This is a genomic window from Nocardia sp. NPDC059180, from assembly GCF_042754945.1.
GTDB lineage: Bacteria > Actinomycetota > Actinomycetes > Mycobacteriales > Mycobacteriaceae > Nocardia.
This window is the reverse complement of sequence record NZ_JBHZBU010000006.1, coordinates 378,535-396,512: the sequence shown is the minus strand read 5'-3', so window position 1 is coordinate 396,512 and position 17,978 is coordinate 378,535. Positions and strand designations below refer to the sequence as shown.

At 67.7% G+C, this 17,978-nt stretch carries 15 protein-coding genes; 4 read left to right on the top strand and 11 right to left on the bottom strand.

Annotated features, from left to right (window positions below):
• Window positions 1-20: 20 nt before the first annotated feature.
• The 6 genes from ACFXNW_RS21075 to ACFXNW_RS21050 all read right to left on the bottom strand — a co-directional run bounded on the left by ACFXNW_RS21075 (window position 21) and on the right by ACFXNW_RS21050 (window position 5,595).
• Window positions 21-1,169 carry an Hsp70 family protein gene (locus tag ACFXNW_RS21075; protein ID WP_379419409.1) on the bottom strand — a complete coding sequence of 383 codons (1,149 nt, stop codon included), beginning with the start codon at window positions 1,167-1,169 and terminating at the stop codon, window positions 21-23.
• Between the two features lie 295 nt (window positions 1,170-1,464).
• The gene (locus tag ACFXNW_RS21070) at window positions 1,465-2,460 is read right to left on the bottom strand and encodes a sulfate/molybdate ABC transporter ATP-binding protein (RefSeq protein ID WP_379419408.1); all 996 of its coding nucleotides are present in this window, start codon (window positions 2,458-2,460) and stop codon (window positions 1,465-1,467) included.
• 49 nt (window positions 2,461-2,509) lie between these two features.
• A complete protein-coding gene (cysW, locus tag ACFXNW_RS21065) occupies window positions 2,510-3,316 on the bottom strand; it encodes a sulfate ABC transporter permease subunit CysW (RefSeq protein ID WP_379419407.1) in 807 nt (268 codons plus the stop codon).
• A complete protein-coding gene (gene cysT, locus ACFXNW_RS21060) occupies window positions 3,313-4,161 on the bottom strand; it encodes a sulfate ABC transporter permease subunit CysT (RefSeq protein WP_379419471.1) in 849 nt (282 codons plus the stop codon). The genes cysW and cysT overlap by 4 nt, the downstream gene beginning before the upstream one ends.
• Before the next feature lie 98 nt (window positions 4,162-4,259).
• The gene (locus ACFXNW_RS21055) at window positions 4,260-5,306 is read right to left on the bottom strand and encodes a sulfate ABC transporter substrate-binding protein (protein ID WP_379419406.1); all 1,047 of its coding nucleotides are present in this window, start codon (window positions 5,304-5,306) and stop codon (window positions 4,260-4,262) included.
• Window positions 5,307-5,505: 199 nt separating this feature from the next.
• Window positions 5,506-5,595: an Ms4533A family Cys-rich leader peptide gene (locus ACFXNW_RS21050; protein WP_324192512.1), complete on the bottom strand. Its 90-nt coding sequence runs from the start codon at window positions 5,593-5,595 to the stop codon at window positions 5,506-5,508.
• Between the two features lie 70 nt (window positions 5,596-5,665).
• Between ACFXNW_RS21050 and ACFXNW_RS21045 the strand changes: the two genes are divergently transcribed.
• Window positions 5,666-6,745, top strand: coding sequence for a M48 family metallopeptidase (locus tag ACFXNW_RS21045; protein WP_379419405.1), 1,080 nt, complete (start codon window positions 5,666-5,668; stop codon window positions 6,743-6,745).
• Between the two features lie 88 nt (window positions 6,746-6,833).
• On the opposite strand, the gene ACFXNW_RS21040 is transcribed toward ACFXNW_RS21045, so the two are convergent.
• Window positions 6,834-7,109: a hypothetical protein gene (locus ACFXNW_RS21040; protein ID WP_379419404.1), complete on the bottom strand. Its 276-nt coding sequence runs from the start codon at window positions 7,107-7,109 to the stop codon at window positions 6,834-6,836.
• A 94-nt stretch (window positions 7,110-7,203) separates the two neighbouring features.
• Between ACFXNW_RS21040 and ACFXNW_RS21035 the strand changes: the two genes are divergently transcribed.
• Complete coding sequence (locus ACFXNW_RS21035) at window positions 7,204-7,860, top strand: class I SAM-dependent methyltransferase (RefSeq protein ID WP_379419403.1); 657 nt, start codon at window positions 7,204-7,206, stop codon at window positions 7,858-7,860.
• 88 nt (window positions 7,861-7,948) lie between these two features.
• The gene (locus ACFXNW_RS21030; protein WP_379419402.1) at window positions 7,949-9,922 is read left to right on the top strand and encodes a glycoside hydrolase family 15 protein; all 1,974 of its coding nucleotides are present in this window, start codon (window positions 7,949-7,951) and stop codon (window positions 9,920-9,922) included.
• Between the two features lie 97 nt (window positions 9,923-10,019).
• On the opposite strand, the gene ACFXNW_RS21025 is transcribed toward ACFXNW_RS21030, so the two are convergent.
• The 3 genes from ACFXNW_RS21025 to lepA all read right to left on the bottom strand — a co-directional run bounded on the left by ACFXNW_RS21025 (window position 10,020) and on the right by lepA (window position 16,333).
• A complete protein-coding gene (locus ACFXNW_RS21025; protein ID WP_379419401.1) occupies window positions 10,020-11,828 on the bottom strand; it encodes a dynamin family protein in 1,809 nt (602 codons plus the stop codon).
• Between the two features lie 109 nt (window positions 11,829-11,937).
• Window positions 11,938-14,232 (bottom strand): hypothetical protein, encoded by a 2,295-nt coding sequence (locus tag ACFXNW_RS21020; RefSeq protein ID WP_379419400.1) that lies wholly within the window; start codon window positions 14,230-14,232, stop codon window positions 11,938-11,940.
• A 223-nt stretch (window positions 14,233-14,455) separates the two neighbouring features.
• Window positions 14,456-16,333 (bottom strand): translation elongation factor 4, encoded by a 1,878-nt coding sequence (gene lepA / locus ACFXNW_RS21015; RefSeq protein WP_379419399.1) that lies wholly within the window; start codon window positions 16,331-16,333, stop codon window positions 14,456-14,458.
• 176 nt (window positions 16,334-16,509) lie between these two features.
• Here lepA and ACFXNW_RS21010 point away from each other — a divergent pair, with 176 nt between their 5' ends.
• Window positions 16,510-17,091: a type II toxin-antitoxin system PemK/MazF family toxin gene (locus ACFXNW_RS21010; protein WP_379419398.1), complete on the top strand. Its 582-nt coding sequence runs from the start codon at window positions 16,510-16,512 to the stop codon at window positions 17,089-17,091.
• A 62-nt stretch (window positions 17,092-17,153) separates the two neighbouring features.
• Here the strand turns inward: ACFXNW_RS21010 and ACFXNW_RS21005 are convergent, their stop codons facing one another.
• Window positions 17,154-17,942 (bottom strand): aquaporin, encoded by a 789-nt coding sequence (locus ACFXNW_RS21005; protein WP_379419397.1) that lies wholly within the window; start codon window positions 17,940-17,942, stop codon window positions 17,154-17,156.
• Between the last annotated feature and the right edge of the window lie 36 nt (window positions 17,943-17,978).

Genomic DNA, 17,978 nt, shown 5'->3' with positions numbered 1-17,978 from the left:
CGGACCTGCTCTATCTCCGCTTAACCCGCTCCGAACTGCGACAATGCCGTGAGTACCGCATCACCCGGGACGGTGAGCGTCAACGCCACGGCCACTGCGCAGACTCCCGCCCCCACCGCGACCCGCGCACTCCTACGCAGTTTGCGCCGGGAGAATTCCCATGCGCGTGGGCCCGAACCACGCTTTCGTCCGGCCTCCGCCGAGGGCATCACCGTGCGACGGGCCATGATCGCGGCCCCGGACGCGATGGTGCGCTCGGGATCGGGCGCCGTGACCACCGGGCGCGCCAGTTCCTCGCCGAGCACCCGCACCACCTCGGCCGGTCGTGCGGCCCCGCCCACGACCAGCACCCGGTCGACGTCGGCCATGGTCACATCAGCCTGACGCAGGCATCGATAGACCAGCTCCAAGGAGCCGCGCACATGCTCGCTACGCAATACACCCGCGCGATCCTGTGCCCGCGCGCCCATCGGATCGCCTGCGTCCTCATCATCACGCGAGGACTCTGCGCGCACCGCCTGTGTGGTCACCAGCGCACCGAACGCGCGCCCGCCGAAGTCACGCGAACGCAGGGTGCCGATCACCGGGTTGTCCGGGCACCCTGCACCGACCCGCACCAACGTCACATCCAGGCTCGCACCGCCGAGGTCGTAGACCAGGGCCAGCCCCGGCATGAGCGGCCCGTGTTCGGCCTCCAGCCAGGCAGCGGCGGCCACCGGCTCGGCCACAAGCGACACTCGTTCCAGCCCGGCCGCGTCGAGCGCCGTACGTAGTGTGCCCACCTGCTCGTCGGTGTAGCCGACCGGGTGGGTGAGGGCGATGCCCGCGTCGTCGCCTGTGGCGCGCGGGTCGTCGCGGATCTCCGCGATCAAGCAGTCCGCGACGACCGCCACCAGATCCGCGGGTGCGAGGGCACGATTGCCGACGCGGGCGGCCGTCGCGCCGCGCTGGGTGAGGTCCGCGAATTCGGTGACGACCCGGCCGTGCCGGGGAATCGTGCCGAGCCGGGCCATACCTGTGCTGTCGAAGGTAAGGGTGGTGCGGTGGGTGACGGCGGGTGGCCGGGTGGCCCGGCGGCGTCGCCCCGGCGGCGCCTTCACCGAATCCTCCTCCGCGACTGCCGAAACCGTGTTCACCGTGCCGATGCTCAATCCGAGACCAAACGCCATCGAACTCCACCTGATCGCCGAGCGGACATGCTTCGAACGCCCATCAGGCAATCATCGCGCGATCGGCGTGCCAACCACCGGACACCAGGTTGTCCGCCATCGCCTCTCCCCCGCCATGGGGAACGAGACCGCCGGTAGTGCCCCCACCAGCCCTGCTGACCTGTTCGGGAGCGCGCGACGGCAGCCGCGCGGACCACGAGCGGACACGCCGATTGACCTGCTCCGGTTTGCCGGCCGGACACTGCCGAGACTCGGCGACGGTGGTGTGCGGTCACCACCGATCGCCGAGATGCGGTCAGCTGGTGGGCAATTCCGGAATGCGGGTGGCCCGGGCGTAGACGGTCTCACCGTCGGACAGGCGAAGCGCTTCGGCGTCGCCGCGGGTCACCTGTGCCGCGAACAGATCGCCGGTGGCGGCATTGCGCATCTCCACTCGCACCTCGAAACCGAGATGCACAACGCGCTCCACCGTCGCACGGGTGACGCCCGCCGATTCCGCGGTGCCCTCGTGCTCGGCCATCGCCATGCTCGGATCGCGGCCGACCCGGATGTCGTGCGGACGTACGAGATGGCCGTTGAGCCGGGCCACCGCGCCGAGGAAGGACATGACGAACTCGTTGGCCGGCCGGTCGTAGACGTCCTCGGGCGAGCCGATTTGCTCGATGCGGCCGGCGTTCATCACCGCGATCCGGTCGGCCACATCGAGGGCCTCTTCCTGGTCGTGGGTCACCAGCACGGTGGTCACATGGACTTCGTCGTGCAGACGACGCAGCCAGGTGCGCAGATCGGCGCGCACCTTGGCATCCAGGGCACCGAACGGCTCGTCCAGCAGCAGCACCTGCGGATCGACGGCCAGGGCACGCGCCAACGCCATGCGCTGACGCTGACCACCCGACAACTGCGCGGGATACCGATGCTGGAAACCGTCCAGGCCGACGATGCCGAGCAGTTCGTCGACCCGCTTGGCGATCTCGGCCTTGGGCCGTTTGCGGATCTTGAGCCCGAAGGCGACGTTGTCGCGCACGGTCATGTGCTTGAACGCGGCGTAATGCTGGAAGACGAAGCCGATATCGCGCTTCTGCGGCGGCACCCTGGTGACGTCGCGATCGGAGATCACCACCACCCCGGAGTCCAGCGTCTCCAGCCCGGCGATCGACCGCAGCAGCGTCGACTTACCCGAACCGGACGGACCGAGCAGCGCGGTCAGCTCACCGGAGGGAATATCGATGCTGACGTCGTCCAGCGCGGCGAACGCACCGTAGTTCTTGCGCGCGTTGGTCACGGTAATCATTGGTTGCCTCCGGCAGTCGACATCGGTGCCCTGCGCGCGGCAGTGCCGATCATTTGTTGCCCCGCTTGCGTTCGAGAAGGGTCATCAACAGCAGGACGACCAGGGCGATGCCCATCAGCAGGGTGGCGGCACTGTAGGCGCCGAAGGTGTTGTGGTCGTCCATGTACCTGGCATGCACCAGCAGTGTCAGGGTCTGTGAGACTCCGGGGAAACCCGACGACACCATGATCACCGCGCCGAACTCGCCGAGCGAACGGGCCACCGTGAGCACGATGCCATAGGTCAGGCCCCAGCGGATCGCGGGCAGGGTGATCCGCCAGAAGGTCTGCCAGCGCGAGGCGCCGAGCGTCGCGGCGGCTTGCTCCTGCTCGTCACCGATCTCGTGCAGGACCGGTTCGACCTCGCGCACGACGAACGGCAGCGTCACGAAGATCGTCGCGAGGACCATGCCGGGCAACCCGAAGATCACCTTGAATCCGGCGGAGTCGAGTCCACCGAACCAGCCGCCCGCACCCCACAACATGATCAGCGCGACACCGACCACCACCGGGGATGCCGCGAACGGCAGATCCACGATGCTCTGGACCAGGCTGCGGCCGGGGAATCGGCCGCGCACCAGCGCGATCGCGGTGACCACGCCGAACACGACGTTCACCGGGACCACGATCGCCACGATGATGATCGACAGGTTGAACGCCGAGATCGCGGCGGGCGTGCTGATGGAATCGATGAAGGCACCGATTCCGTCGCCGAAAGTCCGGAACAGGATCACCCCGAGCGGCAGCACGAGCAGCACGAACAGATACCCGAGCGCGACCACGCGCAACGACAGCCGGACCGGAGTCGAGAGTTTCATCGCGCTTCCTGCTCTTTCCTGGCTGTCCGCTCGGCGAACAACCGCAGCACCAGCAGCGAGACGAACGCGATCGCCAGCAGCACCACCGAGATCGCGGCAGCGGCCACCGGCCGGTCGATCTCGATCTGCTGCTGAATGTATTGCGAAGCCATCTGGGTCTCGCGTGGGATGTTGCCGCCGATCAGCACCACCGAGCCGTACTCACCGAGCGCGCGGGCGAAGGCGAGGCCACCGCCGCTGACGATGGCGGGGGTCAGGGTGGGCAGCACGATGCTTCGGAACGTGGTCCAGTTGTCCGCACCAAGCGAGAGCGCGGCCTGCTCCACTTCCTTGTCCACCTCGATCAGCACCGGCTGCACCGACCGCACCACGAACGGCAAGGTGACGAACGCCAGCGCAACCACCAGACCGGGCTGGGTGGCATTGAGGTGGATATCGAGCGGGCTCTCCGGGCCGTACAGCGACAGCAGCACGATGCTGGCCACGATGGTCGGCAGCGCGAACGGCAGGTCGATCAGCGCGTTGACGGCGCCCTTGCCCGGGAAATCGTCACGCACGAGCACCCAGGCGATGAGAGTGCCCATCACCACGTTGATCAGCGCGACGATCACCGAGACGAACACGGTGACCCGCAGCGAGGCCAGCGCGACCGGCGAGGTGACCGCGTCCCAGAAACCGGCCCAGCCCTCGTCGAAGGCGCTGACGGTGAGCGCGGCCAGTGGCAGCAGCACGATGATGCTGAGCCACAGCACCGCGGTAGCGATGCCGAGCGGGCCCACCGAGCCCGTCACCCGCAGCCACGACCAGTTCGGTCCCCGCGATCCCGCGGCCGCGGGTTTGCCCAGGTCTGTGGCGGCGCCGGAACCGGACGCGGGTTCGGTTCCGGTGCTGTTACTACTGTCTGTCACGGTGTCGAGTATCGCGTGTGTGCCGGATCACCCGACTACTTGGTCGCGTTGTCGTAGATGATGGCGATCTTGCCGGTGCCCTGCGCGAACAGTTCGGCGTCGACCGTCTTCCACCCGCCGAGGTCGGCGATCGTGTACAGCTTCTCCGGTTGCGGGAAGTCCGAAGCGAATTCGGCGGCGACGCCGGGATCGACCGGACGGAAGCCGGCCTCGGCCCAGGCGCGCTGCCCCTCAGGGGTGTAGAGGAAGTCGCGGAAGGCGACGGCCTTCTCCTGGTTCTGGCTGCTCTTCAGCACCGCGACCGGGTTCTCGATCTTGAAGGTGTCGGCCGGGACGATGTGCTCGACCGGATCACCGTTGCGTTCGACGAACAGCGCCTCGTTCTCGTAGCTCAGCAGCACATCACCGGTGCCCTGCAGGAACGTCTCGGTGGCGTCGCGGCCGGATTTGGGCTGCACCCGCATGTGCTCGGGGGAGATCAGCTGCGACAGGTAGTCCAGACCCGCCTGCGGGTTCTTGCCGCCCTCGCTCTTGGCCGCGTACGGCGCCAGCAGATTCCACTTGGCCGAACCGGAGCTGAACGGGTTCGGGGTCACTACCTCGACGCCGGGCTTCAGCAGGTCGTCCCAGGTCTTGATGCCCTTCGGGTTGCCTTCGCGGACCACGATCGCGACGACCGACCCGAACGGAACCCCCTTGTTGGCGTCGGCATTCCAGTTCTGATCGACCAGGCCTGCGTCCACCAAGCGGGTGACGTCGGGCTCGACCGAGAAGTTCACCACATCGGCCTCTGCGCCGTCTTTGACCTTGCGGGACTGATCGCCGGAAGCGCCGTAGGACTGCTGTACCTGCACTCCCTTGCCCGCCTCGGTCTTGTTGAACGCGGGGATCACCTTGTCGAAGCCGGGCTTGGGCACGGCGTAGGCGAACAGGTTGATGGTGCCGCCACTGCCGTCGGCGACCTCACCGTCGACCGAATCGCTGGCGCCACCGCTGCACGCGGTGAGAGCGAACGCCGCGATCGCGGTGAGCGCGATGGCGGCGCGGCGTCGGCGCGTGGTGAGCCGGCTGATGCGTGACATGGGATGGACCTTTCTCGGGGCCGCCATGAGCTTTTCGGGCGCGAGTGGCGGAAACACATCGGGATCGAACGAAAGACCTGCCGCAGAGGTGGCAGTGGCGCGACTTTGCCGGCCGGATGTGGCCGCTGGGTTCGGGCAATGCTGCGAAAAAGGTGCGCACCAGTCCAGGAGGGAACGCGCAGAACTGCCCGGATTCCGATCACCGACAGTGAATATCCGCGACGACGAGGCAGCCGACCGCGATCAACGCCAATTCATGGCGGACCTGCGGCACAACACTCGACGACACCCGGCAGACTGTAGCAGAGCACTCGAGCCGATTCGAATCGACGAATCCTAGATCGACGGGGGAAACAACCATGACGACCAGCCCTGATCGCCTGCGCACGCGGCTGCCCGAAATCAGCACGCGCGCCTGGGAACACCCCGCCGACCGCACCGCACTGGTGGCGCTGCGCTCACTGAGCGGCTTCGACCTGGTCCTGCGCACCCTGTCCGGGCTGCTGCGTGAACGTCAGTATCGGCTGATGTATCTGGCGACCGCGGTCCGGGTCGATGAACGACAGTTCCGGTCCTTGCACCTGCTGCGCCAGGACTGCGTCGAGATCCTGGACGCGCCCACCACGCCGGAGATGTTCGTGGTGCAGAACCCGCAGGTGAACGCCTTCACCATCGGCATGGACAAGCCGTTCATCGTGCTGACCACCGGACTGGTCGATCTGCTCGACCACGAGGAGATGCGTTTCACCATCGGGCACGAACTCGGCCACGCGATGTCGGGGCACGCGGTCTACCGGACGATGCTGATGCATCTGCTGCGTATGGCCGACGGTATCGGGTGGATGCCGATCGGCGGATGGGCGCTGCGGGCCATCGTCGCAGCCCTGATGGAATGGAGCCGCAAATCCGAACTCTCCGGCGACCGGGCCGGTCTGCTGTGCGGGCAGGATGTGGAGGCCTCGGTACGGGTGCATATGAAGCTGGCCGGTGGGGCCCGCGTCGAGGAGATGAATCTCGGCGCGTTCCTGGCGCAGGCCGATGACTACGAGCGGTCCGGTGACCTGCGTGACGGGGTGCTCAAGCTGCTGAACCTCGAGTTGCAGAGCCATCCGTTCTCAGTGCTGCGGGCAGCCGAACTACGGCGCTGGATCCAGAACGGCGACTACGAGCGCATCCTCGGCGGCGACTACCCGCGCCGCGCGCACGACAAGGACGCCAAGATCAGCGAAGAGATCAAGCAGGCGGCGCGCAGCTACCGCGATTCCTTCGACCAGTCCGAGGACCCGCTGATCCGCACCGTGCGCACCATGGGCCGCGATATGGGTGCGGCGGTGAACACGGTCGGCCAGGAGGTCGGCGATACCGTCGCCAAGGTCGGCAAACGACTCACCGACTGGCGCCGCGGTAGCGACGCGCGGGAGGACTCGTTCAGCGAGTGAAGCCGGCTCGTTCAGCGAGTGAAGAACCAGGCGACGAGCACCAGCACGAGCAGGGCGAGCAGGGCCAGCTGAACACGGGAGCGAGGCATCAGCGGGCTCCGCTCTGCGCGTGCTCGCGGGTTTCGACCAGTGGTTCCACGGGTGCGGCCTGCGCCAGCCGCGCGGAGCGATAGCGGCCGGCCCGGACGCGATGCTGGGCGAGTGTCACGCGATGCTGCACGAGCTTCAGCGCGCGATCGAGCAGGTAGGCGAGGGCGAAGCTGATCGGCACCATGCCCACCAGCACCACCAGGAACTGCGGGATGAACGGAAGACCCGCCACCCACAGTTCGAAGCCGTCCCACCAACCCGCTATGCGATCCACGATCACCAGCGTAATCCACGCCGAGTGCCGCCCTGCGTGGTCGACCCGCGCGCACCGTTGACCTGAACCGTGGTTGAGAGTGCACGCTGGTGGTATGACACAAGCCGCGGAATTCTGGAACACCGTCTACGACAACGACACCGCTCCCTGGGTGATCGGCGAACCGCAGCCCGCGATCGTCGAACTGGAGCGCGCCGGTGGTATCAGCGGCCGGGTCCTCGATCCCGGCAGCGGTGCCGGTGAACACACCATTCTGCTGACGAAACTCGGCTACGACGTGCTCGGCGTCGATCTGTCCCCCAGCGCGGTCGACTATGCCCGCCGCAACGCGGCCGCCAAGGACGCGCCGAACGCACGGTTCGAGGTGGTAGACGTGCTGGCCATCGCCGATCGCCCGGAAGGCGATTTCGGGCCCTTCGACACGATCGTGGACAGCGCGCTGTTCCACGTCTTCGGCACCGATCCCGAGGCCAGGGCCGCCTACGTGCGCGGATTGCGCGCGATCTGCGCGCCCGGCGGGCTGGTGCACATCCTGGCGCTCTCGGATGTCGAGCCTGGGTTCGGACCGCGGATCAGCGACTCGATCATCCGGGATTCGTTCACCGATGGCTGGGAGATCGAAGACCTCAGCCCAGCACGCTATCGCGGCCGCAATACCGAGGTGGTCGCCCAGGAGGTCGCGCGCCTCGGACTGCCGCAGGAGGGACCTATCGACACCGCGGCCTGGCTGGCCCGTATCCGCCGGATCTGAGACCGTTCGCGCCGGTGAGGGCGGTCGGTGCCGCTTCCACCGGCGCGGTGCGGTGGACGCACCGCAGGTGCGGGGTGATCATGAGGTTATGGCGATCTCCGAGGATCACGACGTCCAGCAGACGGCGCATTCGCTCATCGAATCCCGGCGCCGCTCGAATTTCCCGCCGATCGACGACTACGCCTTCCTGTCCGACTGCGAGACCAACTGCCTGATCGCAAGCAACGGCTCCGTCGAGTGGATGTGTGTGCCGCGACCGGATTCGGCGAGCGTGTTCGGCGCCATGCTCGACCGCAATGCCGGGCATTTCCGCATCGGGCCGTATGGACGCAATGTGCCCGCGGCGCGCCGCTACCTGCCGGGCGGCATGATCCTGGAAACCACCTGGCAGACCGCCACCGGCTGGCTGATCGTGCGCGACGCACTGGTTCTCGGGCCGTGGCACAACAACTTTCAGCGCAGCAAGACCCACCGGCGCACCCCGATGGACTGGGATGCCGAGCACATGTTGCTGCGCACGGTGAAATGCGTCAGCGGCACCGTCGAACTGGAGATGAGCTGCGAACCCTCCTTCGACTATCACCGCGAGACCGCGCTGTGGGAGTACACCGGCAAGGTGTACGAGGAGGCCACCGCCCAATGCGCCGCCGACCCGAGTTCGGGTCCGACGCTGGTGCTGACCACCGATCTGCGCATCGGCCTGGAAGGCAGGGAAGCGCGCGCCCGCACCCGGATGCAGGAGGGTGATGAGGTGTACGTGGCGCTGACCTGGTCGGAGCTGCCCGCACCGCAAACCTTTGCCGAGGCGGCGCAAAAGATGTGGACGACGGCCGAATGCTGGCGGCAATGGATCACCCTCGGCAAGTTCCCCGATCACCCGTGGCGCAGCTACCTGCAGCGCAGCGCCCTCACCCTCAAGGGACTGACGTACGCGCCGACCGGTGCGCTGATGGCCGCCGCTACCACATCTCTACCGGAAACACCTGGCGGCGAACGCAATTGGGACTACCGCTACAGCTGGGTGCGCGATTCCACCTTCGCGCTGTGGGGCCTGTACACCCTCGGGCTCGACCGCGAGGCCGACGACTTCTTCGCCTTCCTCAACGACGCGACCACCGGCGCCGACGGCGAACCCGTTCCACTGCAGGTGCTCTACGGGCTCGACGGCGAACGCAAGCTCACCGAAACTACGCTCGACCATCTGTCCGGCTACGACTCCGCCCGACCGGTGCGCGTCGGTAACGGCGCCTACGACCAGGATCAACACGATATCTGGGGCACGATGCTCGACTCGGTGTACTTGCATGTCAAATCCCGCCAGCATGTGCCGGAGACGCTGTGGCCGCTGCTGGAGCGTCAGGTGGGCGCGGCCATCCGGCATTGGCGCGAACCCGACCGCGGTATCTGGGAGGTGCGCGGCGACCCGCAGCACTTCACCTCGTCGAAGATCATGTGCTGGGTGGCGCTGGATCGCGGGGCGAAACTGGCCGAGCTACACGGTGAGATGGAGATCGCCGGCCGCTGGTACGGCATCGCCGAAGAGATCAAGGACGACGTGCTCACCCATGGCGTGGATGCCGACGGGGTGCTCACCCAGACCTACGGCGGCACCACGCTCGACGCGTCCCTGCTGCTCGCGGTGCTGACCCGCTTCCTGCCGCCCGACGATCATCGCATCCGCGCGACCGTCCTGGCCATCGCCGACCGGCTCACCGAGAACGGCCTGGTGTTGCGCTACCGCACCGAAACCACCGACGACGGACTGTCCGGGGCCGAGGGCACCTTCACCATCTGTTCGTTCTGGCTGGTGTCGGCGCTGGTGGAGATCGGTGAGCTCCACCGCGCCCGCCAGATGTGTGAACGGCTGCTCGGCTACGCCAGCCCACTGCGGCTCTACGCCGAGGAGATCGAACCGCACAGCGGCCGCCATCTGGGCAATTTCCCGCAGGCGTTCACCCATCTGGCCCTGATCAACGCGGTCACCCACGTGATCCGGGCCGAGGAAGCCAGCGACGCAGGCCGCTTCGTGCCCGCGCACACTCCCGCCACCCAGCACGGGTGAGCGGTGCCTCCAGCTGACGGATCAGGCGGTGCTGGTCTACGCCCGATCCGGGGCCCTGCGTGGTGACGCTCCGCTACCGCCTCCGGCCCCTGACGGATCAGGCGGCGGGGATCAACCCGTCTGCGCGTTCACGCACCGCACGCAACGTCGCCATATCGGCATCGATGCGATCGAGCCGATCACGGCCGCGATCGCCGTACTTCTCCCCCGCCTCCTCGGCGACCCGCAGCGCTTCGTCGGCACTGCGCAGGACGTCGGTGGCGATTTCGGTGAAATGGTCGCGCAGTGAACGCTGGGTCGCGCGCAAGCGGTTCCTTGACTCCTTGCCGACTTGGAAGACGACATCGTCCATCAACCGGGCGACGGCGACCTTGGCCTCGGCCTGGCGGCGCTGCTTGCGTGCGCGGCGGTCATCCCACAGTGCGTTGATACCGAGCAGCACACCCGCACCGGCGGAATACCAGTTCACCAGCGACATTCCGAGCAAACTTGTGGCCAGCCCGACCATCAGGATGCCGCCGTAGGAGCCACGCAGCGCCGAGAGGAACTGCTGGGTCACGCTCGTCTTCGCGCTCTCCAGCGGCTCGAGCGGCGCCACATGCTCGAGGACGTCGCCCGGATTCTCCAGCCGCACATCCGGCAGCGGCGGGGCGCGGTGATCGGCCGGGAACTTCGCCGCCACCTGCTCCGACAGTTCTACCGAGCGGTAGTGGGCCATGACGAAGTTCTCTTCGACGGCCTCGCAGATGCGCGCGTCGAGGTCGGTGCCGAAATCGCTCCAGCGCCGCGCCGGATCGGTCTGGGCGATCTCGGCCTCGGCATCACGGACCAGGCTGCGCAGCCGGTGCCGCAGATCGTGCTCGATATCGGCCATCAGCTCGGTGCTGCCGTCGGCCAGGGTGATCTGCCAGTTCGCGGTGCGCTGACGCAGCTGATCGGCCTCGTCGCGGGCCGCGGCCAACTGTGCGGTGATCTCCGAACGACGGCGCGGGTCGCGCAACGTCTCCGCCTCGGTGCGCAGCGACGTCGCCAGATGGTCACAGACCAGGCGGATATCGCCCGCCGCGGCCTCGATGGCCACCTCATCGGCCCGGTTGACGATGAAGTCGCGCAGATGATCGACCAGCTGCGGCAACCCGGATTCGATATCGCGCTGATAGTTGCCCACCAGACCGGCCTGCCGATGCATCTCGGCCGACACCGGCGCGACCGCGAAACCCAGACCTGCGGCGTCGAGCAGATCGCGGTTGCGCTGCTGGGTGTGCGCCCAGTGGGCGTGCACGTCGATCTTGTTCAGCACGCAGACCACCGTCGGGCAGATCTGCTGGATGCGCTGCAAATGGCCGATCTGCTCGGGCGTCAGCTCGGCGGCGGCGTCACCGACGTAGAGCACCGCGTCGGCGGCGGCGATCATCGACCAGGTGGTGTTGTCCTCGCGGGTCGCACCGGGCGCATCCATCAGCACCACACCCTCGGCCAGCAGCGGGCTGGGCTGCGTGAACTCGGCCCGGATGACGCCCTTGGCATTGAGCGCGGGCGCCGGGTCGAGCGGGTCGACGGGCTGACGTTCGATCCGGCCGCCACCCACCGAACGCACCAGAGTGGCGGTCGGCTCCGGACCGTGCTCGATGATGACCGGAACACCGATCGGGATATCGGTCGCGCTGACCTTCGCACCGACCAGGGCGTTGACCAGGCTGCTCATACCGCTCTTGGCGTCACCGACCACCACGAGCCGCACCCGCGGATCGTTCACCCTGGCCCGGACCATGCTCAGCCGGCCGCCGAGATCGTCGCGGCCGGCGGATCGGGTCAGCTCCCGCAGTTCGTCGGTGATCCGGATGAGCGGGGCCATGGCGTCCGGATGTTTCACCGTCGCGGCCTCCAGTCCGGCTGCGGCAGACAACCCTGCTCCTCACTATCGTCGCTGGCGTCGAAGAATCTCTCGCACGCTGTCGGCCTTCATTCGATCATGACGCCCAGGAGCGCCGTCAACCCGTCCCGGTTCGAGCCGGTCACATCATGGCGGGGTCCGCGTGCGCCACCACATGATGGGTTTGCGCCATGGTCGTCTCCGGCATCAACGCACCGCTCAGCTCACCGCCGGCCAGGCCGAGCGGGCCGTGATCGGCGAGGGAGGCCGCCGCGAACAGCGCCGGATCGTGATGTCCGGTGTCGTAATCGGCGATCGGCTTGACCCCGACCTGAGGTTTTAACGTTGGAGCCGGGTTGTTCGGCTGGATATCGACCGTCGGCGCCTGGGTCGGCGGATCGTAGGTCGGCGCCGTCGGCCGCGGCGCGGTGACCGTCGGAACGTCCGCGGTGGGAACGTCCGCAGTGGGAACGTCGGCGGTGGGAACGTCCGCGGTCGGCTGGTTCACCGTCGAGGGCAGGTCCGCCGTGGTCGGAGTATCGACCGTCGGCTGCGGCCGGGTGGTCGGCTCCGGCGCGTCGGTCGTCTGCGGACGGGTGGTGGCGCCACCGGAGTTCCCTGGAGTGGTCACGTCGTCGTCCGGATCCGAGGTGGTCGGGCGGGTGCTCGGACCAGTGGCGCTCCCACCCGGCGTCTTGGTGATCGGATCGTCGGTGGTCGAGCCGCCCGGCCGGGTCGTACCGGGCACCCCCGGCAGCTTGGTGACGCTCACGTCGGGCGTGGACGTGCTCGAGCCCGGCGAGGTGGTACCGCCCGGCGTGCTCGGAGTCGGCACCGTCGACGTGACTGTGGTCGGCACGCCGGGTGTGGTGGTGTCCGTCGTCTGTGCCGGATCGTCGATACCGGTACCGGTGGACCCGGGCCGCTCGGCGGGCACGGAACGCTCGAAGATCGCGGGAACCGCTGCGGCGGGCGCGGTGAGCGGAGACGGACCCGGCGGCGGCGCGATCACATTCGCGATCGGGGACGTCGCGGCGTCGGGTTGGATCGTGGTCTGCAATGGCGTCGCCACCACCGGCTGCGCGACCGCGACCGGAGCCACCGCCGCGGGCGCGACCGCCGCCGGAACGGGAGCGATCGCGGCGGGCGCTACCGAGGCGGCAGGCGCCACCGGTGCGGGCGCCGGGGCAGGCGCGGTGGGAGCGATCGGGGCCGGAGCCGCGGGGGCCACCGGAGCCGAGTGCGTCGCGGTGTGGGGTGCGGAATGGCCTGCCGAGGCACCGGTGGCCGCGGCCGAACTCGCGCCGGCCGCCTGCGGCATGGTGACGCCGCCGACCAGGCCCTGATGAGCGCCGCCGGCTTCGCCCGCTTCGACACCGGAATGCGAACCGTCCGGCACTCGCATGCCGTCGGCGAGCCAGTCGGTGTACTCGTCGAGCTGATCGCCCACATTGCCGACGCCGAAGTCGACCTCCATCGCGGTGGTCAGGTAGATCCCGTCCGGCCCGATTCCGAAATCGACGCTGAGTGAAGTACCGAGGAACACACCGAGGCTGTCACCGTTGCCGACACCGTCGAACGGATCCCCCGCGCCAGGAGCCGTGGTCCCGTTCTGCGCCACCGGCGACGTGCCCGGCAACCCGAACGGGTCCGAGCCCGGCGCGACGAAACCGTTGGTGCCAGGCAGACCGAAGCCGTGCCCGGCTTGACCGAGCCCATGGCCCGGCAGACCGAATCCTTGGCCGCCCGGTTCCTCCAGACCACCCCCGCCGGTGCCCGGCAGGCCGATACCGTTCGGTTGCCCACCGGCACCGGGGATTCCACCGAATCCGGGGACCCCCTCGCCGCTCGCGCCGGGGATACCGCTGAAGCCGGGAACGCCCTCGCCGTTCGAACCGGGGATGCCGCCGATACCGGGCACACCGTCACCGTTCGAACCGGGGATACCACCGAGGCCGGGGACACCTTCACCGTTCGAACCGGGAATCCGCATACCGTCGGACCCGTTGCCGGGCAGCGACGGCAGCTCGAAGCCCGCGTCGGTCCCGCCACCGCCACTGCCCATGCCACCATCGAGCCGCGGCAGCGGCATGGTGACCCATGGATCGACGCCCGGGGCGTCGGGTTCGGGCGTCTGGTCGGCGATCGGGCTCGGAGCGAAATCACCGGGTTCCGGATCCGGGAAAGTGAGTACCGGGCTCGGCACATCGGGGTCGGGATCGGTGTTGCGCGCCCAGCCGGCATTCCAGCTGTCGAGGTGGTGTTCGTTACCCGGCTGCGCCGGAACTCCACCACCGTTGGCGGCCACCAGTGCGCCGCCGGTGACGTAGGCGCCACCTCTGGCTACTCGCGCGACCCCGCTCGCTACACGGTAGGCAGTGTCGCCGCCACGCTCGTCGGCATCGAAGTCGCCGTCGAAGGGCAGGTCACGCGTCATCCGAAACTCCACTCTCAGGTCTATCCAGCATCCTCACCGCGCCGGACCGACCGAGAGTGAAGATCAGGTACCACCATATTTGTGCGGAACCCAGCTGTCACATCCTCCGGGACGCTGAAAAAGTTAACAACGCCGCGCAAATTGCCACAGCCCCCAGTTATCGGGTGGCGTCACCGGCCCAGGCCGGCGCGCCATTATCCCTGATCAGACCCGAGATCGCGCGCTATTTCTTGTCTTTCGGCTTATCCGACTGCGCATCCGACGACAGCGCCGCGACGAAGGCCTCCTGCGGAACCTCGACCCTGCCGATGGTCTTCATCCGCTTCTTGCCTTCCTTCTGCTTCTCCAGCAGCTTGCGCTTACGGCTGATGTCGCCGCCGTAGCACTTGGCGAGCACGTCCTTGCGGATGGCGCGGATATTCTCGCGGGCAATGATTTTCGAACCGATGGCGGCCTGGATCGGCACCTCGAACTGCTGACGCGGAATCAACTCGCGCAGTTTGTTGGTCATCTTGTTGCCGTAGGCCTGCGCGGCGTCACGGTGCACGATGGCACTGAACGCGTCGACTGCCTCGCCCTGCAGCAGGATATCCACCTTCACCAGGTTCGACTCCTGCTCGCCCGCCTCTTCGTAATCGAGGCTGGCATAGCCGCGGGTACGCGACTTCAGCGAATCGAAGAAGTCGAAGATGATCTCGGCCATCGGCAGCGTGTAGCGCAGCTCGACGCGGGTCTCCGACAGGTAGTCCATGCCGCCGAGTTCACCGCGCCGGGCCTGGCACAGCTCCATGATCGAACCGATGAACTCGCTCGGCGAGATGACGGTGCACTTGACCACCGGCTCGAACACGTGACGCACCTTGCCCTCGGGCCAGTACGACGGGTTGGTGACGACCTGCTCACTGCCGTCCTCCATCTCCACCCGGTACACCACGTTGGGTGCGGTCGAGATCAGGTCCAGGTCGAATTCGCGCTGTAACCGCTCACGGGTGATCTCCATGTGCAGCAGCCCGAGGAAGCCGCAGCGGAAACCGAACCCGAGCGCCACCGAGGTTTCCGGGGTGTAGGTCAGCGCGGCGTCGTTGAGCTGGAGCTTCTCCAGGGCGTCACGCAGATCCGGGTAGTCGGAGCCGTCGACCGGATACAGGCCCGAGTAGACCATCGGCCGCGGTTCCCGGTATCCGGTGAGCGGTTCGGTGGCGCCGCCACGGGCCGAGGTGACGGTATCGCCGACCTTCGACTGGCGCACATCCTTCACACCGGTGATCAGATAGCCGACCTCGCCGACGCCGAGGCCCTGTGTGGGCTTGGGTTCGGGCGAGACGATGCCGATCTCGAGCAGCTCGTGCGTCGCGCCGGTGGACATCATCTTGATCTTCTCGCGCGGGGTGAGCTTGCCGTCCACCACACGGATGTAGGTCACCACACCGCGGTAGGTGTCATAGACCGAGTCGAAGATCATCGCGCGCGCCGGGGCGTCGGCGTCGCCCTGCGGCGCCGGGATCTGGGCGATCACCTCGTCGAGCAGTTCGGTCACGCCGGCACCGGTCTTACCGGAGACCCGCAGCACGTCCGACGGCTCGCAGCCGACGATGTGGGCCAGCTCGGCCGCGTAGCGGTCCGGGTCGGCGGCGGGCAGATCGATCTTGTTCAGCACCGGGATGACCGTCAGATCCTTGTCCATCGCCAGGTACAGGTTGGCGAGGGTCTGCGCCTCGATGCCCTGCGCGGCGTCCACCAGCAGGATCGCGCCCTCACAGGCTTCCAGCGCACGCGAGACCTCATAGGTGAAGTCGACGTGGCCGGGTGTGTCGATGAGGTGCAGCACAAAGTCGGTGCCCGCGTGCTCACCGGTGCGCGGGGTCCACGGCAGCCGCACGTTCTGGGCCTTGATGGTGATGCCGCGTTCGCGCTCGATGTCCATCCGGTCCAGGTACTGAGCGCGCATCTGCCGCTCCTCGACCACCCCGGTCAGTTGCAGCATCCGATCGGCCAGCGTCGACTTGCCGTGGTCGATGTGCGCGATGATGCAGAAGTTCCGGATCCGCGACGGATCGGTGAACGTCGTGTCGGCGAAGCTGGCGGGCACTCCACTCCTCATTCGGGTATCGGCGAACTGCGCCCCATCGTCCCATGCGCAGGGTCCGGTGCCCTCCGCTGGCCCGTGCATTGCGGGAATTCCGGGCGGCCACACGGTGATCGACGACGGCTCTGGGCGGGGTCGCGCACCGGCTCGGTACAGATGTGATCACGACGGGTCGCCGTTATATTCCAGTAATGGCCCGCAGTTGGAACTCTCTCGGCAAGCAGCTCGGCCTCATCGCGAAGGAGCAGGGACCCAAGATCGTCAAGTCTCAGGCGCCGAAGCTGGTCGGCAAGTTGCAGCGTTCCACGCTGCTGGAACGGGCCGTCGGATCGCTGGCGCCGCCGCGCCGTTCGGCGAGCGTGCCCGTCCGCCCGGCCGCCTCCACACCGGTGCCCACGGCCCACCGCGCCCGCCAGATCGTCTACTCCCCCCATCTGGACGGCCGCGCCGACCCGGGCGAGATCGTGTGGACCTGGGTGCCGTTCGAGGAGGACCCGGCCAACGGCAAGGACCGTCCGGTGCTCGTCGTCGGGCGCGACCGCCGGACGCTGCTCGGCCTGATGCTGTCGTCGAACCCGATGCGTGCCCACGATCGGGACTGGGTCGGTATCGGCGGTGGCAGCTGGGATCACGAGGGCCGCCCGAGCTGGGTCCGGCTGGACCGGGTGCTCGACGTCCCCGAGGCGGGAATTCGCCGCGAAGGCGCGATCTTGCCGCGCAAGACCTTCGACCTGGTCGCCCATCGTCTGGTCATCGAATACAACTGGAGCTGACGCAACAGCAATAGACCCCGCGCCGATATGCGGCCGGCGCAGGGTCTATTGATACCTGCGAGTCAGCTGATCATGTCGCGGGAGCGGCCGAACAGCATGCCGTAGATGAGGGCGCCCAGGCAGCCGCCGATCAGCGGGAACACCACGAATGCCCAGGACTGCGCCATGGCGCCGTCCTGATAGGGGGCGACGCCGAGGCTGCGGGCCGGGTTGACCGAGGTGTTGTCGACCGGGATGGAAATCAGGTGGATGACCGCAAGGGTGACACCGATGGACAAGCCCGCCAGCGGGACGTCGGAGATCTGGTCGGTGGAGGCCAGCACCACGAATACCAGCAGCGCGGTCAGCATCACTTCGACGATGATCATCGCCGCCATCCCGTAGCCGTTCTGCACCACGATCTGCCCGAGCGGTCCCGTCACCGCCGACGGACTGTGCTCGCCCCAGCCGTTGGCGCCGAGCCCATCGACCGCGCGGTCGTAGGCGGGCAGGTTCTTCGCGATGGCGAACAGCACCAGACCGGACAGAAACGCGCCGATCAGCTGGGAGATGATGTAGCCGACCGCGCTGACCGTGGACAGCCGCCCCATCAGCAGCTGCCCGATGGTCACCGCCGGATTCACATGACATCCCGAGATCGGCCCGATGGCATAGACCAGGAACATCAGCGTGAGGCCGAAGGCCAAGGCCACCCCGAGCGCGCCGACTCGCTCGCCGGCCAGCACCGCGGTACCGACACCGCCCATGACCAGGATGAATGTGCCGAGCGCCTCCGCCGCCCATTTCTTGGCCTCGGGTATCGGCCTCTGCTCGATGGCCTCCTCGACAACTTCCTGCGCAGTAGGTGACATGACGTCCGCCTTCCGAGAGGATCGTCCCCGCCACGG

What these genes read in the sequence shown, in the direction of transcription:
- ACFXNW_RS21005 (WP_379419397.1), bottom strand. Translation starts at nt 17,942, where the DNA reads ATGTCACCTACTGCGCAGGAAGTTGTCGAGGAGGCCATCGAGCAGAGG.
- ACFXNW_RS21075 (WP_379419409.1), bottom strand. Translation starts at nt 1,169, where the DNA reads ATGGCGTTTGGTCTCGGATTGAGCATCGGCACGGTGAACACGGTTTCG.
- ACFXNW_RS21020 (WP_379419400.1), bottom strand. Translation starts at nt 14,232, where the DNA reads ATGACGCGTGACCTGCCCTTCGACGGCGACTTCGATGCCGACGAGCGT.
- cysW (WP_379419407.1), bottom strand. Translation starts at nt 3,316, where the DNA reads ATGAAACTCTCGACTCCGGTCCGGCTGTCGTTGCGCGTGGTCGCGCTC.
- lepA (WP_379419399.1), bottom strand. Translation starts at nt 16,333, where the DNA reads ATGAGGAGTGGAGTGCCCGCCAGCTTCGCCGACACGACGTTCACCGAT.
- ACFXNW_RS21035 (WP_379419403.1), top strand. Translation starts at nt 7,204, where the DNA reads ATGACACAAGCCGCGGAATTCTGGAACACCGTCTACGACAACGACACC.
- ACFXNW_RS21010 (WP_379419398.1), top strand. Translation starts at nt 16,510, where the DNA reads ATGGCCCGCAGTTGGAACTCTCTCGGCAAGCAGCTCGGCCTCATCGCG.
- ACFXNW_RS21055 (WP_379419406.1), bottom strand. Translation starts at nt 5,306, where the DNA reads ATGTCACGCATCAGCCGGCTCACCACGCGCCGACGCCGCGCCGCCATC.
- ACFXNW_RS21045 (WP_379419405.1), top strand. Translation starts at nt 5,666, where the DNA reads ATGACGACCAGCCCTGATCGCCTGCGCACGCGGCTGCCCGAAATCAGC.
- ACFXNW_RS21070 (WP_379419408.1), bottom strand. Translation starts at nt 2,460, where the DNA reads ATGATTACCGTGACCAACGCGCGCAAGAACTACGGTGCGTTCGCCGCG.
- ACFXNW_RS21030 (WP_379419402.1), top strand. Translation starts at nt 7,949, where the DNA reads ATGGCGATCTCCGAGGATCACGACGTCCAGCAGACGGCGCATTCGCTC.